Annotated in this window: 16 protein-coding genes, 1 tRNA gene and 1 pseudogene; 11 read left to right on the top strand and 7 right to left on the bottom strand. The window is 53.8% G+C overall.

The features are described 5' to 3' along the window. Positions 1-103 precede the first annotated feature (103 nt). From pdeN to yejF, 5 genes are all read left to right on the top strand, one after another. Positions 104-1,663: a cyclic di-3',5'-guanosine monophosphate phosphodiesterase PdeN gene (pdeN, locus tag ACQ3G7_RS02000; protein ID WP_430888646.1), complete on the top strand. Its 1,560-nt coding sequence runs from the start codon at positions 104-106 to the stop codon at positions 1,661-1,663. 95 nt (positions 1,664-1,758) lie between these two features. Next, entirely contained in the window at positions 1,759-3,567 is a 1,809-nt protein-coding gene (locus tag ACQ3G7_RS01995; protein WP_430888645.1) for an extracellular solute-binding protein, read from the top strand. Positions 3,568-3,576: 9 nt separating this feature from the next. Then, the gene (locus ACQ3G7_RS01990; RefSeq protein ID WP_061493974.1) at positions 3,577-4,677 is read left to right on the top strand and encodes a microcin C ABC transporter permease YejB; all 1,101 of its coding nucleotides are present in this window, start codon (positions 3,577-3,579) and stop codon (positions 4,675-4,677) included. Further along, a complete protein-coding gene (locus tag ACQ3G7_RS01985) occupies positions 4,677-5,702 on the top strand; it encodes an ABC transporter permease (protein WP_430888644.1) in 1,026 nt (341 codons plus the stop codon). Before ACQ3G7_RS01990 ends, ACQ3G7_RS01985 begins: the two co-directional genes overlap by 1 nt. A gap of 1 nt (position 5,703) precedes the next feature. Continuing rightward, positions 5,704-7,293, top strand: coding sequence for a microcin C ABC transporter ATP-binding protein YejF (gene yejF / locus ACQ3G7_RS01980; protein WP_430888643.1), 1,590 nt, complete (start codon positions 5,704-5,706; stop codon positions 7,291-7,293). A gap of 3 nt (positions 7,294-7,296) precedes the next feature. Here yejF and ACQ3G7_RS01975 read toward each other — a convergent pair whose 3' ends face one another. The 3 genes from ACQ3G7_RS01975 to rsuA all read right to left on the bottom strand — a co-directional run bounded on the left by ACQ3G7_RS01975 (position 7,297) and on the right by rsuA (position 9,893). Then, positions 7,297-7,641, bottom strand: a complete 345-nt coding sequence (locus ACQ3G7_RS01975; RefSeq protein WP_263100073.1) for a YejG family protein — start codon at positions 7,639-7,641, stop codon at positions 7,297-7,299. Positions 7,642-7,976: 335 nt separating this feature from the next. Continuing rightward, complete coding sequence (locus tag ACQ3G7_RS01970; RefSeq protein ID WP_263100072.1) at positions 7,977-9,170, bottom strand: Bcr/CflA family multidrug efflux MFS transporter; 1,194 nt, start codon at positions 9,168-9,170, stop codon at positions 7,977-7,979. A 15-nt stretch (positions 9,171-9,185) separates the two neighbouring features. Continuing rightward, a complete protein-coding gene (gene rsuA / locus ACQ3G7_RS01965) occupies positions 9,186-9,893 on the bottom strand; it encodes a 16S rRNA pseudouridine(516) synthase RsuA (protein ID WP_430888642.1) in 708 nt (235 codons plus the stop codon). A gap of 149 nt (positions 9,894-10,042) precedes the next feature. Here rsuA and radD point away from each other — a divergent pair, with 149 nt between their 5' ends. Beyond that, positions 10,043-11,803, top strand: coding sequence for a DNA repair helicase RadD (radD, locus tag ACQ3G7_RS01960; RefSeq protein WP_430888891.1), 1,761 nt, complete (start codon positions 10,043-10,045; stop codon positions 11,801-11,803). Positions 11,804-11,928: 125 nt separating this feature from the next. Continuing rightward, the gene (rplY, locus tag ACQ3G7_RS01955; RefSeq protein ID WP_263100070.1) at positions 11,929-12,213 is read left to right on the top strand and encodes a 50S ribosomal protein L25; all 285 of its coding nucleotides are present in this window, start codon (positions 11,929-11,931) and stop codon (positions 12,211-12,213) included. A gap of 91 nt (positions 12,214-12,304) precedes the next feature. Here the strand turns inward: rplY and yejK are convergent, their stop codons facing one another. Continuing rightward, entirely contained in the window at positions 12,305-13,312 is a 1,008-nt protein-coding gene (gene yejK, locus ACQ3G7_RS01950; RefSeq protein ID WP_061493967.1) for a nucleoid-associated protein YejK, read from the bottom strand. Between the two features lie 136 nt (positions 13,313-13,448). Between yejK and ACQ3G7_RS01945 the strand changes: the two genes are divergently transcribed. From ACQ3G7_RS01945 to ACQ3G7_RS01935, 3 genes are all read left to right on the top strand, one after another. Then, entirely contained in the window at positions 13,449-13,676 is a 228-nt protein-coding gene (locus ACQ3G7_RS01945; RefSeq protein WP_061493966.1) for a YejL family protein, read from the top strand. Between the two features lie 18 nt (positions 13,677-13,694). Then, positions 13,695-15,455, top strand: a complete 1,761-nt coding sequence (yejM, locus tag ACQ3G7_RS01940) for an LPS biosynthesis-modulating metalloenzyme YejM (RefSeq protein WP_430888641.1) — start codon at positions 13,695-13,697, stop codon at positions 15,453-15,455. A 76-nt stretch (positions 15,456-15,531) separates the two neighbouring features. Continuing rightward, positions 15,532-15,608 (top strand) — tRNA-Pro (locus tag ACQ3G7_RS01935). Positions 15,609-15,758: 150 nt separating this feature from the next. On the opposite strand, the gene cybB is transcribed toward ACQ3G7_RS01935, so the two are convergent. Together cybB and ACQ3G7_RS01925 are read right to left on the bottom strand one after the other, a co-directional pair. Next, positions 15,759-16,295: a cytochrome b561 gene (gene cybB, locus ACQ3G7_RS01930; protein ID WP_430888640.1), complete on the bottom strand. Its 537-nt coding sequence runs from the start codon at positions 16,293-16,295 to the stop codon at positions 15,759-15,761. A gap of 31 nt (positions 16,296-16,326) precedes the next feature. Beyond that, complete coding sequence (locus tag ACQ3G7_RS01925) at positions 16,327-17,016, bottom strand: VIT1/CCC1 transporter family protein (protein ID WP_430888639.1); 690 nt, start codon at positions 17,014-17,016, stop codon at positions 16,327-16,329. 168 nt (positions 17,017-17,184) lie between these two features. On the opposite strand from ACQ3G7_RS01925, the pseudogene ACQ3G7_RS01920 reads away from it, so the two are divergent. Then, positions 17,185-17,400: pseudogene (locus ACQ3G7_RS01920) on the top strand (cation efflux transmembrane domain-containing protein); the annotation flags it as partial. A 26-nt stretch (positions 17,401-17,426) separates the two neighbouring features. Here the strand turns inward: ACQ3G7_RS01920 and mqo are convergent. Then, positions 17,427-19,082, bottom strand: coding sequence for a malate dehydrogenase (quinone) (mqo, locus tag ACQ3G7_RS01915; RefSeq protein WP_263100063.1), 1,656 nt, complete (start codon positions 19,080-19,082; stop codon positions 17,427-17,429). Between the last annotated feature and the right edge of the window lie 129 nt (positions 19,083-19,211).

Genomic DNA, 19,211 nt, shown 5'->3' with positions numbered 1-19,211 from the left:
TTTTTTTATGTCTGCTATCCTCGTAACGTTTTTCGGGCTATAGTCCAGAAAAGTAAGCCGCCAACCGCCCCATCATTGAATGCGTATAAATGGGTCCAACATTATGTTCACCCGCTATTTTTTCCACCTGAACCGAAAAATTGTGCTGATCAGTATTCTTACCGGTCTGCTTACAGCGTTTGCGGTCGGCGGGTTCCAGTTCTGGCTTGAGCAAGAAAAACGCATTACCCGCTACGATGCCTTACTGAACGGCGTTTCGAGCTGGTTTTCAGCGTATCTCGGTGAAATTCGCGCCACGGCGGAAGCCTTACAGCCCCTCACGCTGAGCGACTGCCACGATGTTGTCAGTGAGCTCACATCCCGCGCCGCATTTTCGATGAACGTGCGCGCCTTTCTGTTGGTTAAAGGGCAAAACGCCATCTGCTCCTCGGCAACAGGTGTCATGAATGTCCCTATGAAAGATCTGGTGCCCGATATTGATCTGAATAAAGCGACCGATATGGTGGTTTTGCCCGGAACCCCGATGATGCCGGACAAACCGGCAATGGCATTGTGGTTCCGCAGCCCGCTACTCGACGACCGCGGCGTATTTGCCTCGCTGAACATCAACCTGACGCCCTACATGATGTACAGTTCGGAACAGCCGGATCTGGCGGGGATTGCGATAGGTATCAATGATCGTGCCATCTCAACCTTTACCATCGGGTTGATTGATTTGGCGAATTTTAACCAGCGCCCTTTTCGCATCGCACATGTGGGAGGCACTCCGCTGACGCTGTATCTCTACGCGGAAGAATGGCGCAAGGAAGACGCCCAGTTTGCCGCCCTGCTCGGCGCAACGGTGGGTATGCTGATGGCTTTGCTCACTGCTTACGTGTTGTACACGCGCCTGCGACCGGGCAAGGAGATCCTGACCGCCATCAAGCGGGAACAGTTTTATGTGGTCTACCAACCCGTGGTGAATGCAAAGAGCCTGAAAGTCAGCGGCGTCGAAGTGCTGATGCGCTGGAAACACCCCACCGCAGGTGAAATCCCGCCGGACGCTTTTATTCATTTTGCTGAAGCGCAGCAACTGATTATCCCACTGACATTACATTTGTTCCGCCTGATAGCCCGCGATGCGCCGGTGCTGAAAACGCTGCTGCCGGAAGGATCAAAGCTGGGAATTAATATTGCGCCGGGGCATCTGCATGCAGAGAGCTTTGCCGATGATATCCATGCCTTCGCGCGTTCACTCCCGCAGCACCATTTCAGCATCGTGCTGGAGATCACCGAGCGGGATATGCTGCGCTACACCGAAGTGACAAAACTGTTTGAGTGGCTGCGCGCCGAAGGATATGAAATCGCGATTGATGATTTCGGCACCGGCCACAGCGCCCTGATCTATCTGGAGCGCTTTACCCTGGATTATCTGAAAATCGATCGGGGCTTTGTGAATGCGATTGGCACCGAAACCGTGACCTCACCGGTACTGGATGCCGTGCTAACGTTGGCGAAACGCCTGAATATGCTCACCGTTGCCGAAGGCGTTGAAACGCCCGAGCAGGCGCGATGGCTGCGCGAACATGGCGTGCATTTTATGCAGGGCTACTATTTCAGCCGCCCGATGACGCTGGAGCAGTTTGTTAACTGGCAGGTTCCTTCTTTTGATGCCCTGTTGTAGGCGCGAATTATTTCACATCAGGCCAGGGCTCCCTTATTATTCAACAATAAGAGCTTAGCGCGCCTGCCGCGCAGGCGGGGTCAAAGGAACACACAATGAAGTTTGTCCGCATTTCAGCGTTATTGTTGGCGTTTGTCGGTCTGGCCTGTCAGGCGCAAACCATCAAGGAACGTGATTCTTTCGCCGTGATTGGCGAACCGAAATATGCCATCAACTTTTCCCATTTTGACTATGTTAATCCTGCCGCACCGAAAGGCGGCAATGTCACGCTGTCAGTGCTGGGTACGTTTGACAACTTTAACCGCTTTGCCTTACGCGGCAATCCCGCTGTGCGTACCGAATCACTCTACGATGCGCTGTTTACCACGTCTGACGACGAGCCGGGCAGTTACTATCCGCTTATCGCAGAGATGGCGCGCTATGCCGATGACTACGCATGGATGGAGATTAGCATTAACCCGCGCGCGACTTTTCACGACGGTTCGCCCATTCGCGCCAGCGATGTCGCCTTCACCTTCAACAAATTTATGACCGAAGGGGTGCCGCAATTCCGCCTGATCTATAAAGGCACCACTGTTAAAGCCATTTCACCGTTAACGGTGCGTATTGAACTGGCGAAACCCGGCAAAGAAGATATGCTCAGCCTGCTGACGCTGCCGGTCATGCCAGAAAAATTCTGGAAAGATCATAAACTGAGCGAGCCACTGAATCGCCCGCCGCTGGGCAGTGGGCCGTATCGCATCAGTAGCTGGCGCATGGGGCAATACATCGCCTATACCCGCGTGCGGGATTACTGGGCTGCGGATCTGCCCGTTAACCGGGGACGCTGGAATTTCGATAATATCCGCTATGACTACTATCTGGACGACAATGTCGCCTTCGAAGCCTTCAAAGCGGGCGCGTTTGACCTGCGTAGCGAAGGGGATGCCAAAAACTGGGCCACGCGCTATATCGGCACTAACTTCAGCCGTGGCTACATTGTCAAAGATGAGCAGCCCAATACGTCCGCGCAGGACACGCGCTGGCTGGCGTTTAACATTACCCGCCCGGTATTTAACGATCGCCGCGTGCGGGAAGCCATCTCGCTGGCGTTTGATTTTGAATGGATGAACAAGGCGCTGTTTTATGGGGCATACAGCCGGGCGAACAGCTATTTCCAGAACACGGAATACGCCGCGCACACCTATCCGGATGCCGATGAGCTCACGCTGCTGGCCCCGCTCAAAGCGCAGGTTCCGCCCGAGGTTTTCACTTCCATCTACTCACCGGCAAAATCTAACGGCGATGGCTATGATCGGGAAAATCTGCTGAAAGCGGATGCGCTGTTAAAACAGGCGGGTTGGGTGCTGAAAAATCAGCAACGCGTGGATGAGAAAACCGGCAAACCGTTTACGTTCGAATTGCTGCTGCCCTCGGGCGGGAATACCCAATGGGTGTTGCCATTCCAGCATAATCTGTCCCGGCTGGGCATCACGATGGAGATCCGCCAGGTCGATAACTCACAAGCCACCAACCGCATGCGCAGCCGTGACTATGACATGATGCCACGCCTGTGGCGTGCGCAACCGTGGCCAAGCGGCGATCTGCAAATTGCGTGGAGTTCGGAGTATATCGACTCTTCTTATAACGCTCCCGGCGTGAAAAATCCGGCAGTAGACAACCTGATTGCACAAATTAACCGCTGGCAGGGCAATAAAGAGAAGCTGCTGCCGCTTGGCCGCGCGCTGGACAGGGTGCTAACCTGGAATTATTACATGCTGCCCATGTGGTACATGGCGGCGGATCGCGTCGCCTATTGGGATAAGTTTTCCATGCCCGGCATTCGCCCGGTCTATTCGCTGGGGTTTGACACCTGGTGGTATGACGTAAACAAGGCGGCGAAATTGCCCGCCGCCAGACGCTAAGGAGAAGGGATGGGCGCGTATTTCATTCGGCGTTTATTACTGATAATCCCCACCCTTTGGGCGATCATCACTATTAACTTTTTTATTGTGCAAATCGCGCCGGGCGGCCCGGTCGACCAGGCAATTGCCGCCATTGAGTTTGGCGATAAAGGCACGATGCCGGGCAGCAGCGGCGGTGGAATGGGCGCCACGCATGCCCGCACCGGTGTGGGCGACGCGCTAAGCAATGACAGCCACTATCGCGGCGGGCGCGGTCTGGATCCGCAAGTTATTGAAGAGATAAAACAGCGCTACGGTTTCGATAAACCGTTGCATGAGCGCTATTTCAAAATGTTGTGGGATTATCTGCGCTTCGACTTTGGCAATAGTCTGTTCCGCAGCGCATCGGTGCTGCAACTGATCAAAGACAGCATGCCGGTGTCGATAACGCTGGGGCTGTGGGGAACGCTGATTATTTATCTGGTGTCGATTCCCCTTGGCATTCGCAAAGCGGTGTACAACGGGAGCCGCTTTGATATCTGGAGCAGCGCGCTGATCATTGTCGGTTACGCTATCCCGGCGTTTCTGTTCGCTATCCTGCTGATTGTTTTTTTTGCCGGCGGCAGCTACTACGATCTTTTCCCCTTACGCGGGCTCACCTCAAGCAATTTCGACGCCCTGCCGTGGTACAAACAGGCGCTGGATTATCTCTGGCATATCACCCTGCCGGTACTGGCGACGGTGATTGGCGGTTTCGCCGCATTGACCATGCTGACCAAAAACTCGTTTCTTGATGAGATCCGTAAACAGTATGTGGTCACCGCCCGCGCCAAAGGCGTGAGCGAACGCAATATCATGCGTAAGCACGTGTTTCGCAACGCCATGTTGTTGGTGATTGCGGGTTTCCCGGCGACCTTTATCAGCATGTTTTTTACCGGTTCGCTGTTGATCGAGGTGATTTTCTCCCTTAACGGCCTTGGCCTGCTGGGCTACGAAGCGACGGTCTCCCGGGATTACCCGGTGATGTTCGGCACGCTCTATATTTTCACTCTGATTGGCCTGCTGCTGAATATTCTCAGTGATATCAGTTATACGCTGGTGGATCCGCGTATCGATTTTGAGGGACGCTGATGATTCAATTAAGCTACGTCAACCAGGCCCGCTGGCTGCGTTTTCGTCACAACCGTCGCGGATACTGGTCATTGTGGATCTTTCTGGTGATTTTTATCCTCAGCCTCTGCGCAGAGCTGGTGGCCAACGACAAGCCACTGCTGGTGCGCTACGAAGGCAAATGGTTTGCGCCAGCGCTCATCAATTACAGCGAGAGCGATTTTGGCGGTCCCTTTGCCACCCCGGCGGATTATCAGGATCCGTGGCTACGTAAACAGCTCGATGAGCACGGCTGGACACTGTGGGCGCCCGTGCGTTTTGGCGCGCGCAGCATTAACTATGCCACCACGGAACCCTTTCCCTCTGCCCCTTCAGCAAAAAACTGGCTCGGCACCGACGCTAACGGCGGCGACGTACTGGCGCGCATTCTCTATGGCACCCGGATCTCCTTGCTGTTCGGCTTGATGCTGACCTTCTGTTCCAGCGTGATCGGCGTGCTGGCCGGTGCAATACAGGGGTATTACGGCGGCAAAATTGATCTCTGGGGGCAGCGTTTTATTGAGGTGTGGTCCGGAATGCCGACGCTGTTCCTGATTATTCTGCTCTCCAGCGTGATCCAACCCGGTTTTTGGTGGTTGTTAGGCATCACGGTATTGTTTGGCTGGATGGCGCTGGTCAGCGTGGTGCGCGCCGAGTTCCTGCGCACACGTAACTTTGATTACATCCGTGCCGCACAGGCGCTGGGCGTGAGCGATCGCGGCATTATGCTGCGCCATATGTTGCCCAATGCGATGGTCGCGACCTTAACTCTACTGCCGTTTATTTTGTGCAGCTCGGTCGCCACCCTGACGTCGCTCGATTTTCTCGGCTTCGGCCTGCCGTTGGGTTCTCCGTCGCTGGGCGAACTGCTGCTCCAGGGGAAAAACAATTTACAGGCACCCTGGCTCGGTATCGCCGCTTTTATTTCCACCGCCCTGCTGCTTTCGCTGCTGATTTTTATTGGCGAAGCGGTGCGCGACGCGTTTGATCCTAATAAGGCGGTGTAAGATGACGTCTCCCCTGCTGACTATTGATTCCCTGACCGTTGCTTTTCGCCAGCAGAATACGCTGCGAACGGTGGTCAGCGATTTATCGCTGCGCATTGATGCGGGCGAAACGCTGGCACTGGTCGGCGAATCCGGCTCCGGTAAAAGCGTCAGTGCATTATCGATCCTGCGTTTGCTGCCTTCTCCTCCCGTGGAATACCCCTCCGGCGATATTCTGTTTCATGGCGAATCGTTGCTGCACGCCAGCGAAAGAACGCTACGCGGCGTGCGCGGCAATAAAATCGCCATGATTTTCCAGGAGCCGATGGTTTCCCTTAACCCTCTGCATACGCTGGAAAAACAGCTTTATGAAGTGCTGTCGCTGCATCGCGGTATGCGGCGGGAAGCCGCGCGGGCGGAAATTCTCGATTGCCTGGAACGCGTCGGTATCCGCAATGCCCGTGCTCGGCTGGGCGATTTTCCACACCAGCTTTCCGGCGGTGAACGCCAACGCGTGATGATCGCCATGGCCGTGTTAACACGCCCGGAACTGCTGATTGCCGATGAACCCACCACGGCACTGGATGTGAGCGTACAGGCGCAGATCCTGGCGTTACTGCGTGAACTGCGCGATGAGCTGAATATGGGTTTGCTGTTTATTACCCACGACCTCAGTATCGTACGCAAGCTGGCGGATAACGTTGCGGTGATGCAAAACGGGGTATGCGTCGAACAAAATAGTGCCCGGGCGTTGTTCACCGCCCCGGCGCATCCGTATACGCAAAAACTGATCAATAGCGAACCCGGTGGGGAGCCTGTTGCCCTGCCTCCGGATGCGCAGCCGCTGCTGCAGGTGGAAAATCTTGCTGTGAGCTTCCCGGTGCGTAAAGGGATCCTGCGTCGCGTGGTTGACCACAATGCGGTGGTGAAGAATATCAGCTTTACCTTACGCCCCGGCGAGACATTGGGACTGGTTGGTGAATCAGGATCGGGAAAAAGCACCACCGGCCTTGCCCTGCTGCGCCTGGTCGCCTCACGCGGTGCCATCCTCTTCGACGGTAAACCACTGCACCAGTGGAACCGCAAGCAGATGCTGCCGGTACGGCACCGGATTCAGGTGGTGTTTCAGGATCCCAACTCCGCGCTCAACCCGCGGTTGAATGTGCAGCAAATTATCGAAGAGGGTTTGCGCGTTCATCAGCCAGCGCTGACGCGTAGCGCCCGTGAGCAACGGGTGATTGAGGTGATGCAGGAAGTGGGGCTGGATCCGGAAACCCGGCGTCGTTTCCCCGGCGAGTTCTCGGGAGGTCAGCGCCAGCGCATTGCCATTGCCCGCGCCCTGATCCTCAAACCGGAACTGATCATTCTGGATGAACCCACGTCATCACTGGATCGCACCGTGCAGGCGCAAATCCTCACGCTGCTGAAATCACTACAGGAGACGCACCGGCTGGCGTATATCTTTATCAGCCACGATCTGCACGTGGTGCGCGCATTATGTCACCAGGTGATTGTGCTGAAACAAGGGGAAGTCGTTGAACAGGGAGAGTGTCGGTGTGTCTTTAGCGAGCCTCAGCAGGCTTATACACGCCAGCTTCTCGCATTAAGCTGACGTTCAGAAAGGGTTCTGACCGGAGAACGGTTCCGCGATGGCAACGCCGAAGTTTTTCAGGCGACAGGTCGCGGCAAACTCATCCTGGCAGTTAACGAACAGGCACGGTTCGCCTTCACATTCCAGTACCGAACAATCCACTTCGATATCGCTCAATGCCTGGCTGAGTTTGTGCATTACCGGCCAGGCGTTGTCGCCGTCCGGACTCAGCAGTTTCAATGCCACAAGGCTGTCATCCGCAGACTGACCATTTTGCGGAATCGGTTCAACTTTTGCGCCTGCAAAACCCTCCAGCCAGCGATAGCACTGGGGCAGGCGGTGGATGATGGAGAGCTGGAATGTATTCACTTTCTTTCCCCGAAGCACTTTTACTTCACAAATATTTTACATTTATATTAACACACTATTGACAAATCGTCCTGTCAACCTCGCAGAAAAGGTCAAATCCTGCGTAGCGTGAGGGCTGGTCGCTCATTTATCAGGGTTTTAATGGCTAAGCGGCGGGCCGACTTTCGGGGTATATGTACCCGTTTCTGCGATCTAACTCAACCTTTTTCACTACAATAGTGTGACTTTTTACATAAATGGATTTTACATAAAATAAACAAACATGTCTGAAGGTATGTCAGTCTAAGTTGATATGCATCAAACAAGGGAGCGTTTTCGCTCCCTGTTGTGAAGGGTTACGCCGGTTTTTTACCGCGACTGGCGTAGAGATAGAAGAGAATGGAACTGGTTGCGCAAAACGTGATGGACCAAATCATCGGCCAGGCTGAGTTAAAGGTCGCCATCGACAACAGTGCACCAACGATCGCGCCAATGCCAAAACGAAAGGTCCCGGCCAGGGAAGACGCCGTACCCGCCATATGTGGAAACTCATCAAGAATGACGGCCATGGCGTTAGAGGCGACCAGCGAGACACAACCCACAAATGCCGCCACACCAAGCACCAGCGACCAGAAACCAACATCAAGCAGCGCCGTCACGACCATCCACAGCGCCATGACAAACTGTACCCACAGCCCACTGCGGAACATGTTTAGTGCCCCCACGCGGCGAACAATACGGCCATTAATAATGGTCGTGACAAACAGAAAGACAATATTCAGCGCAAAGTAGTAGCCGAAATTCTGCGGCGAAACGTGGTTGATCTGTATATAGACGAAAGGCCCGGCGCTCAGAAACGAGAACATTCCGGCAAAGCTGAAACCGCTCGCCAGCATGTAGCTCAGCACGCGTTTATGACGAAACAGCGAAGCGAAGTTGCCTATCGTCGTGCGCAAATGGAATTTATGCCGTTTTTCCACCGGCAGCGTTTCGCGAATAAAAAAGGCAATCATCGCTGAGGCCAGCAATGCAGCAATGGCGAGGATCCAGAAAATCGCATGCCAGCTGAACCAAATCAGCACCGCGCCCCCCACCATTGGCGCCAGTAATGGAGCGATGGTAGTGACCAGCATGACAAACGACATCATGCGCGAGAACTCTTCCCGCGGGTAGATATCGCGCATCAGGGCATTAATCACCACGCTTGCCGCAGCGGCGGCAAGACCGTGGAAAAAACGCATGGTGATTAACTGATCAATACTTTGCGCCAGCGCGCAGGCCACTGCCGCTGCCGCAAAAATCAGTGTTCCGCCGAGAATAACCGGCTTACGACCGATGCTGTCAGCCATCGGGCCATAGAGCAACTGACCGACCGCAAACCCCAGAATATAGGTGCTCAACGTCATTTGCGCACTGCCGGCCGGTACGCCGAACTGCTCAGCAATCACAGGCAGCGCAGGCAGGTACATATCGATGGACAGTGGCATCAACATCGCCAGCAGGCCGAGAATAAACACAATGCTCAACGAAGAGTGTGGCCTTGAGGTCACGTCAGTCTCCTGATATTAGCGTGAGGACATGCCCACACTGGCAATTTCATCTTCCGTCAGTGGACGGTACTCACCGGGCTCCAGATCCGCATCCAGTGCAATCGCACCAATACGTTCGCGATGCAGCCCCACAACATGATTGCCAACGGCGGCAAACATGCGTTTAACCTGATGGTAGCGGCCTTCGCTGATGGTCAGACGAACCTGGTTCGGCGTCACCACCTCCAGCACAGCGGGTTTGGTGAGATCTTTTTCATTATGCAACTGTACGCCGCGGGCAAATTGTTCCGCCGTGTCGTCGCTCACCGGCGATTCCAGGGTAACCAGATAGGTTTTTTCACAATGATGGCGTGGCGACGTGATGCGGTGCGACCATTGACCGTCATCGGTCATCAGCACCAGACCGGTGGTGTCGATATCCAGACGTCCTGCGGCATGAAGCTTATGCGCGACCGGCTCATCAAGAAAATAGAGGATTGTCGGATGATCCGGGTCGTCCGTTGAGCAGACATAACCTTCCGGTTTGTGGAGCATAAAGTAACGCGGACCCGTTTGCTGAACGAGGGCGTTGCCGTCGTATTCAACATCGTGCTCGGGTTGCAGTTTAAACGCGGTATCTCTCACAATCTCACCATCGACGGTAACACGATGGGCACGGATTTCACGCCCGGCAATGGCGCGGCTGACGCCAAGTTGCTGAGCGATAAACTTATCAAGTCGCATGAAGTTTTTTAGCCTGTATGGTGCTGGATGCGGGCATGACGCCCAAAAAAGACGTTATAAACGTGAGTAGTATAGCGGCCATCATACACCGCTCAAGGGAAAGATTCGTGGCATACTATGCGCCGTCTATCTGCAACCTTATTGAGACAATGACTTTTACGCTGCGCCCTTACCAACGCGAAGCGGTGGACGCCACCCTCGCCCATTTTCGTCAACATGCTGAACCTGCGGTCATCGTACTGCCAACCGGCGCCGGGAAAAGCCTGGTGATCGCCGAACTGGCGCGTCTGGCGCGCGGTCGTGTGCTGGTACTGGCGCATGTCAAAGAACTGGTGGCGCAAAACCACGCCAAGTATGTTGCGCTTGGACTGGAAGCGGATATCTTCGCCGCCGGGTTAAAGCGTAAACAGAGCAACGGCAAAGTGGTGTTCGGCAGCGTGCAATCCGTGGCACGCAACCTGGCGCAGTTTCAGGGCGAGTTTTCATTATTAGTGGTAGATGAGTGCCACCGCATTAGTGATGATGACGACAGTCAGTATCAGCAAATCCTGGCGCATCTGCGCGAAGTCAACCCCCACTTACGTCTGCTCGGTTTAACGGCAACGCCCTTTCGTCTGGGTAAAGGCTGGATTTACCGTTTTCATTATCATGGGATGGTGCGCGGCGACGAAAAGGCGCTGTTCCGCGACTGCATTTATGAGCTTCCACTGCGCTATATGATTAAACACGGCTATCTTACTCCGCCGGAGCGGCTGGATATGCCCGTGGTGCAGTACGATTTCAGCCGTCTGCAGGCGCAGAGCAACGGTCTGTTCAGTGAAGCAGATCTGAACCGCGAGCTGAAAAAACAGCAACGCATTACCCCGCATATTGTCAGCCAGATCGTTGAATTTGCGCAGACGCGCAAAGGAGTAATGATCTTTGCCGCCACCGTTGAACATGCCAAAGAGATTACCGGCCTGCTGCCCGCCGATGACGCCGCGCTCATCACCGGTGATACTGCCGGCCCGGAACGCGATGCGTTGATCGCGGCGTTTAAACAACAACAGTTTCGTTATCTGGTTAATGTGTCGGTGTTGACCACCGGCTTCGATGCGCCGCATGTTGATCTGATTGCCATTTTACGTCCGACGGAGTCTGTCAGCCTGTATCAGCAAATCGTCGGGCGCGGTCTGCGGCTGGCGCCCGGGAAAACCGACTGCCTGATCCTGGATTACGCAGGCAACCCCCACGATCTCTACGCGCCGGAAATTGGTGCGCCCAAAGGCAAAAGCGACAATGTTCCGGTACAGGTGTTCTGCCCCGGTTGCGGTTTTGCCAACACATTCTGGGGGAAAACCACTGCCGATGGCACGCTGATCGAGCATTTTGGCCGCCGTTGCCAGGGCTGGCTGGAAGATGATGAAGGCCATCGGGAGCAGTGTGATTATCGCTTTCGCTTTAAAAACTGCCCGCAATGTAATGCGGAAAATGACATTGCCGCCCGCCGCTGCCGCCGCTGCGACTGCGTGCTGGTTGATCCCGACGATATGCTGAAAGCGGCGCTGAAGCTCAAGGATGCACTGGTACTGCGCTGTAGTGGGATGACATTACAGCAAGGGGCAGATGCGAAAGGCGAATGGCTGAAAATCACTTACTACGACGAAGACGGCGCGGATGTCAGTGAGTGCTTCCGTCTGCAAACCGCCGCTCAGCGCACCGCTTTCGAACAACTGTTCATTCGCCCACATACCCGTACGCCTGGCGTACCGCTGCGCTGGATTGTTGCCGCGGATATCGTCGCGCAACAGGCACTGCTACGACACCCGGATTTTGTGGTAGCGCGCCTCAAGGGGCAGTTCTGGCAAGTGCGGGAAAAAGTCTTCGATTATGAAGGTCGCTTTCGTCGGGCATATGAATTACGCGGATAAACGCGCTTTTGATTGATGTATCGGGTATTCGGGGATAGAATACCGCCCGCTTTTGCATCCGCGAAAGCCGATCATCTGCCTGTTGCTGGGTCGCCTGTAACAGGATCTATTTAAGAGAGATTTAAATGTTTACTATTAACGCAGACGTACGTAAAGAGCAGGGTAAGGGTGCGAGCCGCCGCCTGCGCGCAGCTAACAAGTTCCCGGCTATCGTTTACGGTGGAACTGAAGCTCCGATCGCTATCGAACTGGATCATGACAAACTGTGGAACCTGCAGGCGAAAGCTGAGTTCTATAGCGAAGTTGTGACCATCGTTGTTGATGGCAAAGAAGTAAAAGTGAAAGTTCAGGCTGTACAGCGTCACGCTTACAAACCGAAACTGTCTCACATCGACTTCGTTCGCGCTTAATCGCCGACAAAGTTGAAGAAACCCCGCCACGGCGGGGTTTTTTTATACCTGCACTTTACAGAAACCCGCCCTTGCGGGCAGGATTCTCAGGCTATTTTCCGCCGTTAAAACGGCGCTGCAACTGGTCGCGCAGGTTTGGCGGCGTACCTTTAATGGTCAGCGTGTCGGTCGCCGGATCCCAGAAAATACGCTCGCCGAGTAGCAACGCATCAAAATTGATGGTGAGACCGCCGCCACTACCCGCGTACTTGGTAAGCTGACGCAAGGTGCTGCGATCCGCCGGGAAGCTCTCTTCCAGCTCATAGCCCTGACCGGCGGTAAACTCTTCGAAACTCACTTCGCTCACGCCCGCCAGCTCTTTTGAAAGCGAGGCTAATTCAATCTCCTCACCCGCCTGCAGCTGTTCGTTGCAATAGGTATAGACCTGCTGGCGCACGGTCTGACGCTCTGATTTATCCAGTTCCGCCTGCGCGGTAAAGTCATCCACCGCCTGCAACAAACCGCGGTTTTGCGCTTTGGCGTTCAGCCCTTCGCTGGCACCAAGGAAATCCATAAAGAAATCGGCAACCTTGCGCCCTACCCGCCCTTTCAGGAAGGTTAAGTAACGCGTCGACTCCGGGTTCGTTTCCCACTCGGTTAAATCGATACGGGCCACAATATCCGCATGATTAATATCCAGATAGTGCGTGGAGCTGATATCCAGATTCTCGTTAACGCGCATACTGCTTAAGTTGTTCAGCACCGCCACCAGAAGATATTCCACCGCCAGGTAACGGTAGTGGCAAAACAGGACAATACCGCCATCAGCGAACGGATATTTCGCCAGTTCATCACGTAAACGCCCGGTCGCCGCACGGCTGAAGGCAAGAAACTCTTCTTCGCCCTGGCGTTGCAAACGCAGGGCCTGCGCCAGCTCACTCTCTTCGTTAAACAGGCCGTAAGCTTTATTTTTTGCGCTATACACCCGGTGCAGCTCTTCGACCATCTCTTCAACAGGCGCAGTAGGTTCCAGCAAAGAATCGCGCAGCACCAGCTCAAGGGTTTGCTCATCGCGTTTGATAAGCTGATGCAGGGCAATCTGGTTGATATCCAGGCTCATGATAAACTCTCCTTTTAGACCGCGGTATTCAACCACCACCAACGCGACTGTGCAACAGCAGATAAAAAAGCAGAAAAAAAGCTGTTGCTACGGTAATATGTTGCCCTTTCATGAACACACAAACTGATGTCGATTTATGCCACAAATCTCCCGTTACAGCGATGAACACGTTGAACAACTGCTCAGTGAGCTTGCCAGCGTGCTGGAAAAACACAAAACGCCGACCGATCTGTCCCTGATGGTGCTGGGCAATATGGTGACGAACCTGATTAATACCAGCGTCGCCCCTGCGCAGCGTCAGGCTATCGCAAAGTCGTTTGCTCAGGCGTTACAATCGTCAATTGGCGACGACAAAGCGCATTAAGGGAAATATCGACAGTTTATGGTGACGAATCGTCAGCGCTACTTTGAAAAAGTCTCCCAGATGGTTAGCTGGGGACACTGGTTTGCTTTGTTCAACATTCTGTTGTCCATTGTACTGGGTAGCCGCTATCTGTTCGTCGCCGACTGGCCCACCACGCTCTCCGGTCGCCTCTATTCGTACCTGAGCATTGCCGGGCATTTCAGCTTTCTGGTGTTCGCCGCCTATTTGCTGATCCTCTTTCCGCTGACCTTTATTGTGATGTCGCAGCGGCTTATGCGGGTGCTGTCTGCGATCCTCGCGACAGCCGGCATGACGCTGTTGCTTATCGATAGCGAAGTCTTTACCCGTTTCCACCTGCACCTTAACCCTGTCGTCTGGGAACTGGTGATTAACCCGGATCAAAATGAGATGGCGCGGGACTGGCAGCTGATGTTTATTAGCGTGCCGGTGATCCTGCTGATTGAGATGCTGTTTGCGACCTGGAGCTGGCAAAAGCTGCGCAGCCTCACCCGGCGTCGCCATTATGCCAAACCCGTCGCCGCGTTCTTCTTCGTCGCCTTTGTCGCCACCCATGTGATGTACATCTGGGCGGACGCTAATTTTTATCGCCCTATTACCATGCAGCGCGCCAACCTGCCGCTCTCTTATCCTATGACCGCGCGTCGTTTTCTGGAAAAACACGGGCTGCTGGATGCGCAGGATTATCAACGTCGCCTGGTGGAACAAGGGAATCCGGAAGCGGTTTCGGTTCAATACCCATTAAGCGACCTGCGCTATCAGGATATGGGCGCGGGTCATAACGTGTTGCTGATTACTGTCGATGGCCTCAACTATTCGCGGTATGAAAAACAGATGCCGCAACTGGCCAGTTTCGCGCAGCAGAATGTGGCGTTTACGCAGCATATGAGTTCAGGCAATACCGCAGATAGCGGCTATTTCGGCCTGTTCTACGGCATCTCGGCAAGTTATATGGATGGCGTGCTGTCGGCGCGCATTCCGGCCGCGCTGATCACCGCCTTCAACCAGCAAGGTTATCAGTTGGGTCTGTTCTCATCCGATGGCTTTAGCAGCCCGCTCTATCGTCAGGCGCTACTGTCTGATTTCTCGCTGCCGGCGGCAAAACCACAAAGTGATGAGCAAACCGCCGATCAGTGGATTAACTGGCTGGGGCACTACGCGCAGGATGATAACCGCTGGTTCTCCTGGGTATCGCTGAATGGCACCGCCGCGCTGGACAGCAATCAGCAAGGCTTTGCCCGTAAATACAGTCGCGCCGCATCTGATGTCGATGCGCAAATCGCCCGCGTGCTGGATGCGCTGCGCGAGTCTGGCAAGCTGGATGATACCGTGGTGATTATCACCGCCGGTCGCGGTATGCCAGAAAGCAAAGATGACGCTAATTTCGACTGGTCGCGCAGCAGGCTGCACGTTCCGCTGGTCGTGCACTGGCCGGGAACACCGGCTCAACGCATCAACAAGCTGACGGATCATAAAGATATTATGACCACGCTGATGCAGCGCCTGCTGCATGTCAGCACGCCTGCTAATGAGTACTCACAGGGGCAGGATCTGTTTAACGCCACGCGGCGCAATAACTGGGTCACAGCGGCTAATGGCGATACGCTGGCCATCACCACACCTGAGATAACGCTGGTGCTCGATCAGAACGGGAATTACCGCACCTGGAATGCACAGGGCGAGAAGTTCCGTGAACAGAAACCACAGCTCAGTTTGCTGCTGCAGGTTCTGACGGATGAAAAACGTTTTATCGCTAACTGATTGATTAATTATGAATCACTCAGCTTGCCCTTCACTTGCATTCAGCGATGAAAAGGGTACTATTAGCGCCACATGTCGGCACGTAGCGCAGCCTGGTAGCGCACTGTCATGGGGTGTCAGGGGTCGGAGGTTCAAATCCTCTCGTGCCGACCAAAATTCCCCAAGAAAACCAGCCTATTAAGGCTGGTTTTTTTATGCCTGCGATTTAGAAAAGGTAAAACAAAGGTAAAATCAAGGAACGCTGTCAGATGGCGGCCTGCTTTGCGAAACACCTGCCCGGGGAAATGCCCGCCATCACACCGATTACTCGGCACGCTTTCCGGGAAGCATCCTGAGCAGCGTGTTATCCCGTAACACATAGTGGTGCAGTAATGCCGCAGCAGCATGCAAACCAATAATAAAGTATCCCGCATTGGCCAGAGCCTCGTGTACGTCCTTCAGGCTGTGCTGTAATAAACTATTTTTAACAGCAGATACCGGCATCGTTATAAAAAAGAAAGCCCATTCTTTCTGGCCAAAAAAGAGTGACGCTACGCCAAGCACCGGCAGAGAAATAAAAAGGACATATAATATTATATGCACAAAAGAGGCGCTCCGCTTCTGCCATAACGGCAGTGGCGGGACCACCGGCGGTTCAGTATTTATGACTCGCAATACCAGTCTGATTATCATCAGAATAAATACTGTCACACCACACGTGTAATGTGTTATCCCCATCCAATAGCGACCGACAGAATCTTTGGGGAAAATCCCCTTAAATTCCATAGCCGCATAGGTCACGATAATAAGCAGTAAAACCAGCCAGTGCATAATCATCTGACTTCCGGAGTATTTTTTCATTTTTAATCATTCCTGTGAAATAAACGGGACGCTATGCCAGCGCGTGGCCGACAAGCGAACCTGCTCCCATCGAAAGCGCCATCGCCAGCGCGCTCCAGAACGTAATTCTGATAATTGCCATCGTCGCAGGCGCCTTCCCTGCAACGGATGAAATGTATCCGAGCACCGCCAGGGACAACAGCGTGGAGAGGATAACCAACGGCAGAACAAACCCGGCGGGTGTTAACCAGGCGACCATAACAGGCAATACGGCCCCGGCAGAAAAGCTGACGGCGGAAAAGAGCGCCGCCTGAAGCGGGCGCGCACTATTCGTGTCTGTTAGCCCCAGCTCTTCTCTGGCATGGGCATCCAGCGCATCGTGGGCCATTAACTGCTCTGCAACCTGATGAGCAAGCGCGGGCTCCAGACCCCGTTTCACGTACAGCGACATAAGCTCCTGCACTTCGCCTTCATAATTCACAGCGAGCTCTTCTTTTTCCTGCGCCAGCGCGGCTTTTTCCGTATCCGCCTGCGAGGAGACAGAGACATATTCGCCGGTTGCCATCGACATGGCCCCCGCCACCAACCCGGCAACGCCAGCCAGTAGCACGCCAGAGGAGGATGTCTGCGCCGAAGCAACGCCCAGCACAAGGCTGGCGGTTGAGACAATACCGTCGTTTGCTCCGAGCACGGCGGCCCTGAGCCATCCTACCCTTCCAATACTGTGGCGTTCACGGTGCATAGTTGTGTTTTCCTGTTTATCAATATACTCATTTCATTCGGTATTATTGATATATGAAAAATTACCGGCCCAACATTAAGCAATTTATTTCTTTATGCTTAACGCTACATTAAGATTATACAAATATAATCCCTGCCTTGAGATTTCCCTCATAAATGGAATATTTATATGCGAAATGATAATGGATATCATAACCGATCAAGAATGGCGCAAAGAAGTACCGTCATCAGCGTGGTGGTTAATTTTATACTCTCTTGCATTCAGGTTATTACCGGCTTATTTTCAGGCTCTCAGGGGCTTATTGCTGATGGTATTCATTCACTTTCTGATTTAATTGCCGATTTTGTCGTGTTGTTCGCCAATAAAAAAAGCCGTAACGGATCCGTTACGGCTTTTTGCTTCAGGTGCGGTTACAGCGCGATATCCGCCACGGTTTCGCTGTCGCTCTGCGGATGCAGAGCAGGTTTTTGCACCGGCGGTGTAATGTCGGCAATCAGCGATTCGTCACATTTCAGCCCCAGAATCTGACTGGTGTAACGCAGCTCAGCGTCAGCAGCTTCGATATCACCGTTCAGCTCTGTGCCAAACGAAGGGATGATCTCTTTCAGTTTTGCCTGCCAGCCGGCGGAAGCAAAGCGTTCCGTGAACACTTTTTCCATCAGTTCCAGCATAATCGGCGCAGCGGTCGATGCCCCCGGCGATGCCCCTAACAACGCGGCGATGGTGCCTTCTTTATCACTGACCACTTCCGTGCCCAGTCGCAATACCCCGCCCTTGCCGGGTTCACGCTTGATGATCTGCACACGCTGACCGGCCTGCCATAAACGCCAGTCTTCTTTCATCGCCAGCGGGTAGTATTCACGCAGTGCATCAAAACGATCGTCTTCATTTTGCAGCACCTGACCGACCAGGTATTTTACCAGGCTAAAGTTGGTCATGCCGACAGTCAGCATTGGCAATACGTTGGAGGTATTGGTGGAGCGTAACAGATCCCACAATGATCCGTTTTTCAGGAAACGCGTCGAGAAGGTGGCAAACGGCCCAAACAGCAGCACGCGCTTACCGTCAATAATACGGGTATCAATATGCGGCACAGACATCGGCGGCGCGCCCACGGTGGCCTGACCGTAGACTTTTGCCAGATGATGATTCACCACATCCGGGTTTTCGGAAACAAGAAACTGGCCGCCCACCGGGAAACCGGCATAATCCGCCGCTTCCGGGATACCCGACTCTTGCAGCAGCTTAAGCGCCGCACCGCCCGCGCCGATAAAGATAAACTTCGCCCGGATAACCTGCTCACCGCCGCCTTTCAGCGAATGGAGCGTCACGCTCCAGCTATTATCCGCATTGCGCTTGAGACCGCGCACTTCCGTACCCAGTTGCAGTGAGAAGTTCTCTTTTTTCTGCAACGCGCCAATCATCTGACGGGTCAGTTCACCGAAGTTCACGTCGGTGCCAATTTCCGTCCGGGTGGCGGCAATTTTCTGCTTCGCGTCGCGCCCTTCCATCACCAGCGGCGCCCACTGTTTGATCTGCTCAGCATCTTCGGAGTAGCGCATGCCGCGGAACAGAGAACTCTGCTGCAACGCTTTATAGCGGGCGCGCAGGAAGTTGACGTTATCATCGCCCCACACAAGGCTCATGTGCGGCACGGTATTAATAAAGGAGCGGGGTTCGCTCAGCACACCGGTCTTCACCTGATGCGCCCAAAACTGGCGAGAAATACGGAACGCTTCGTTGATTTCAATCGCTTTTTTGATACTGATGGCGCCATCCGCGCTTTGCGGCGTGTAGTTCAGTTCCATTAATGCGGCGTGCCCGGTTCCGGCGTTGTTCCAGCCATTCGAACTCTCTTCCGCAAGGGCATCCAGCCGCTCTACCATGGTGATCGACCAGTCGGGTTCCAGCTCTTGCAGCCAGGTTCCCAGCGTGGCGCTCATGATCCCACCACCAATTAAAAGCACATCTGTTTCCTGCTCTTTCGATGCGGAACCTTTTGCTGCTTTCGAGACAGCATTTAGCCCGACAGCCATCGAAAACAGCCTGGCAGTCATTTTTTTCATGTTGTCATTGCCTTACTTTTAGTGCTGTTTTATTCGCATTTATTGAGGGTAAAGTCGTTAGCGCTTCTAACGTAGCACTTACAATCTGAGATTTAAATAATGTTTAATCATTAAATTTCCATTGTATAA

Origin of the sequence: Kosakonia sp. N21 (assembly GCF_050587465.1) — a bacterium.
Taxonomy (GTDB): Bacteria; Pseudomonadota; Gammaproteobacteria; order Enterobacterales; family Enterobacteriaceae.
Note: the sequence above shows the minus strand (reverse complement) of the source record. Positions and strands in the feature narration are given on the sequence as shown.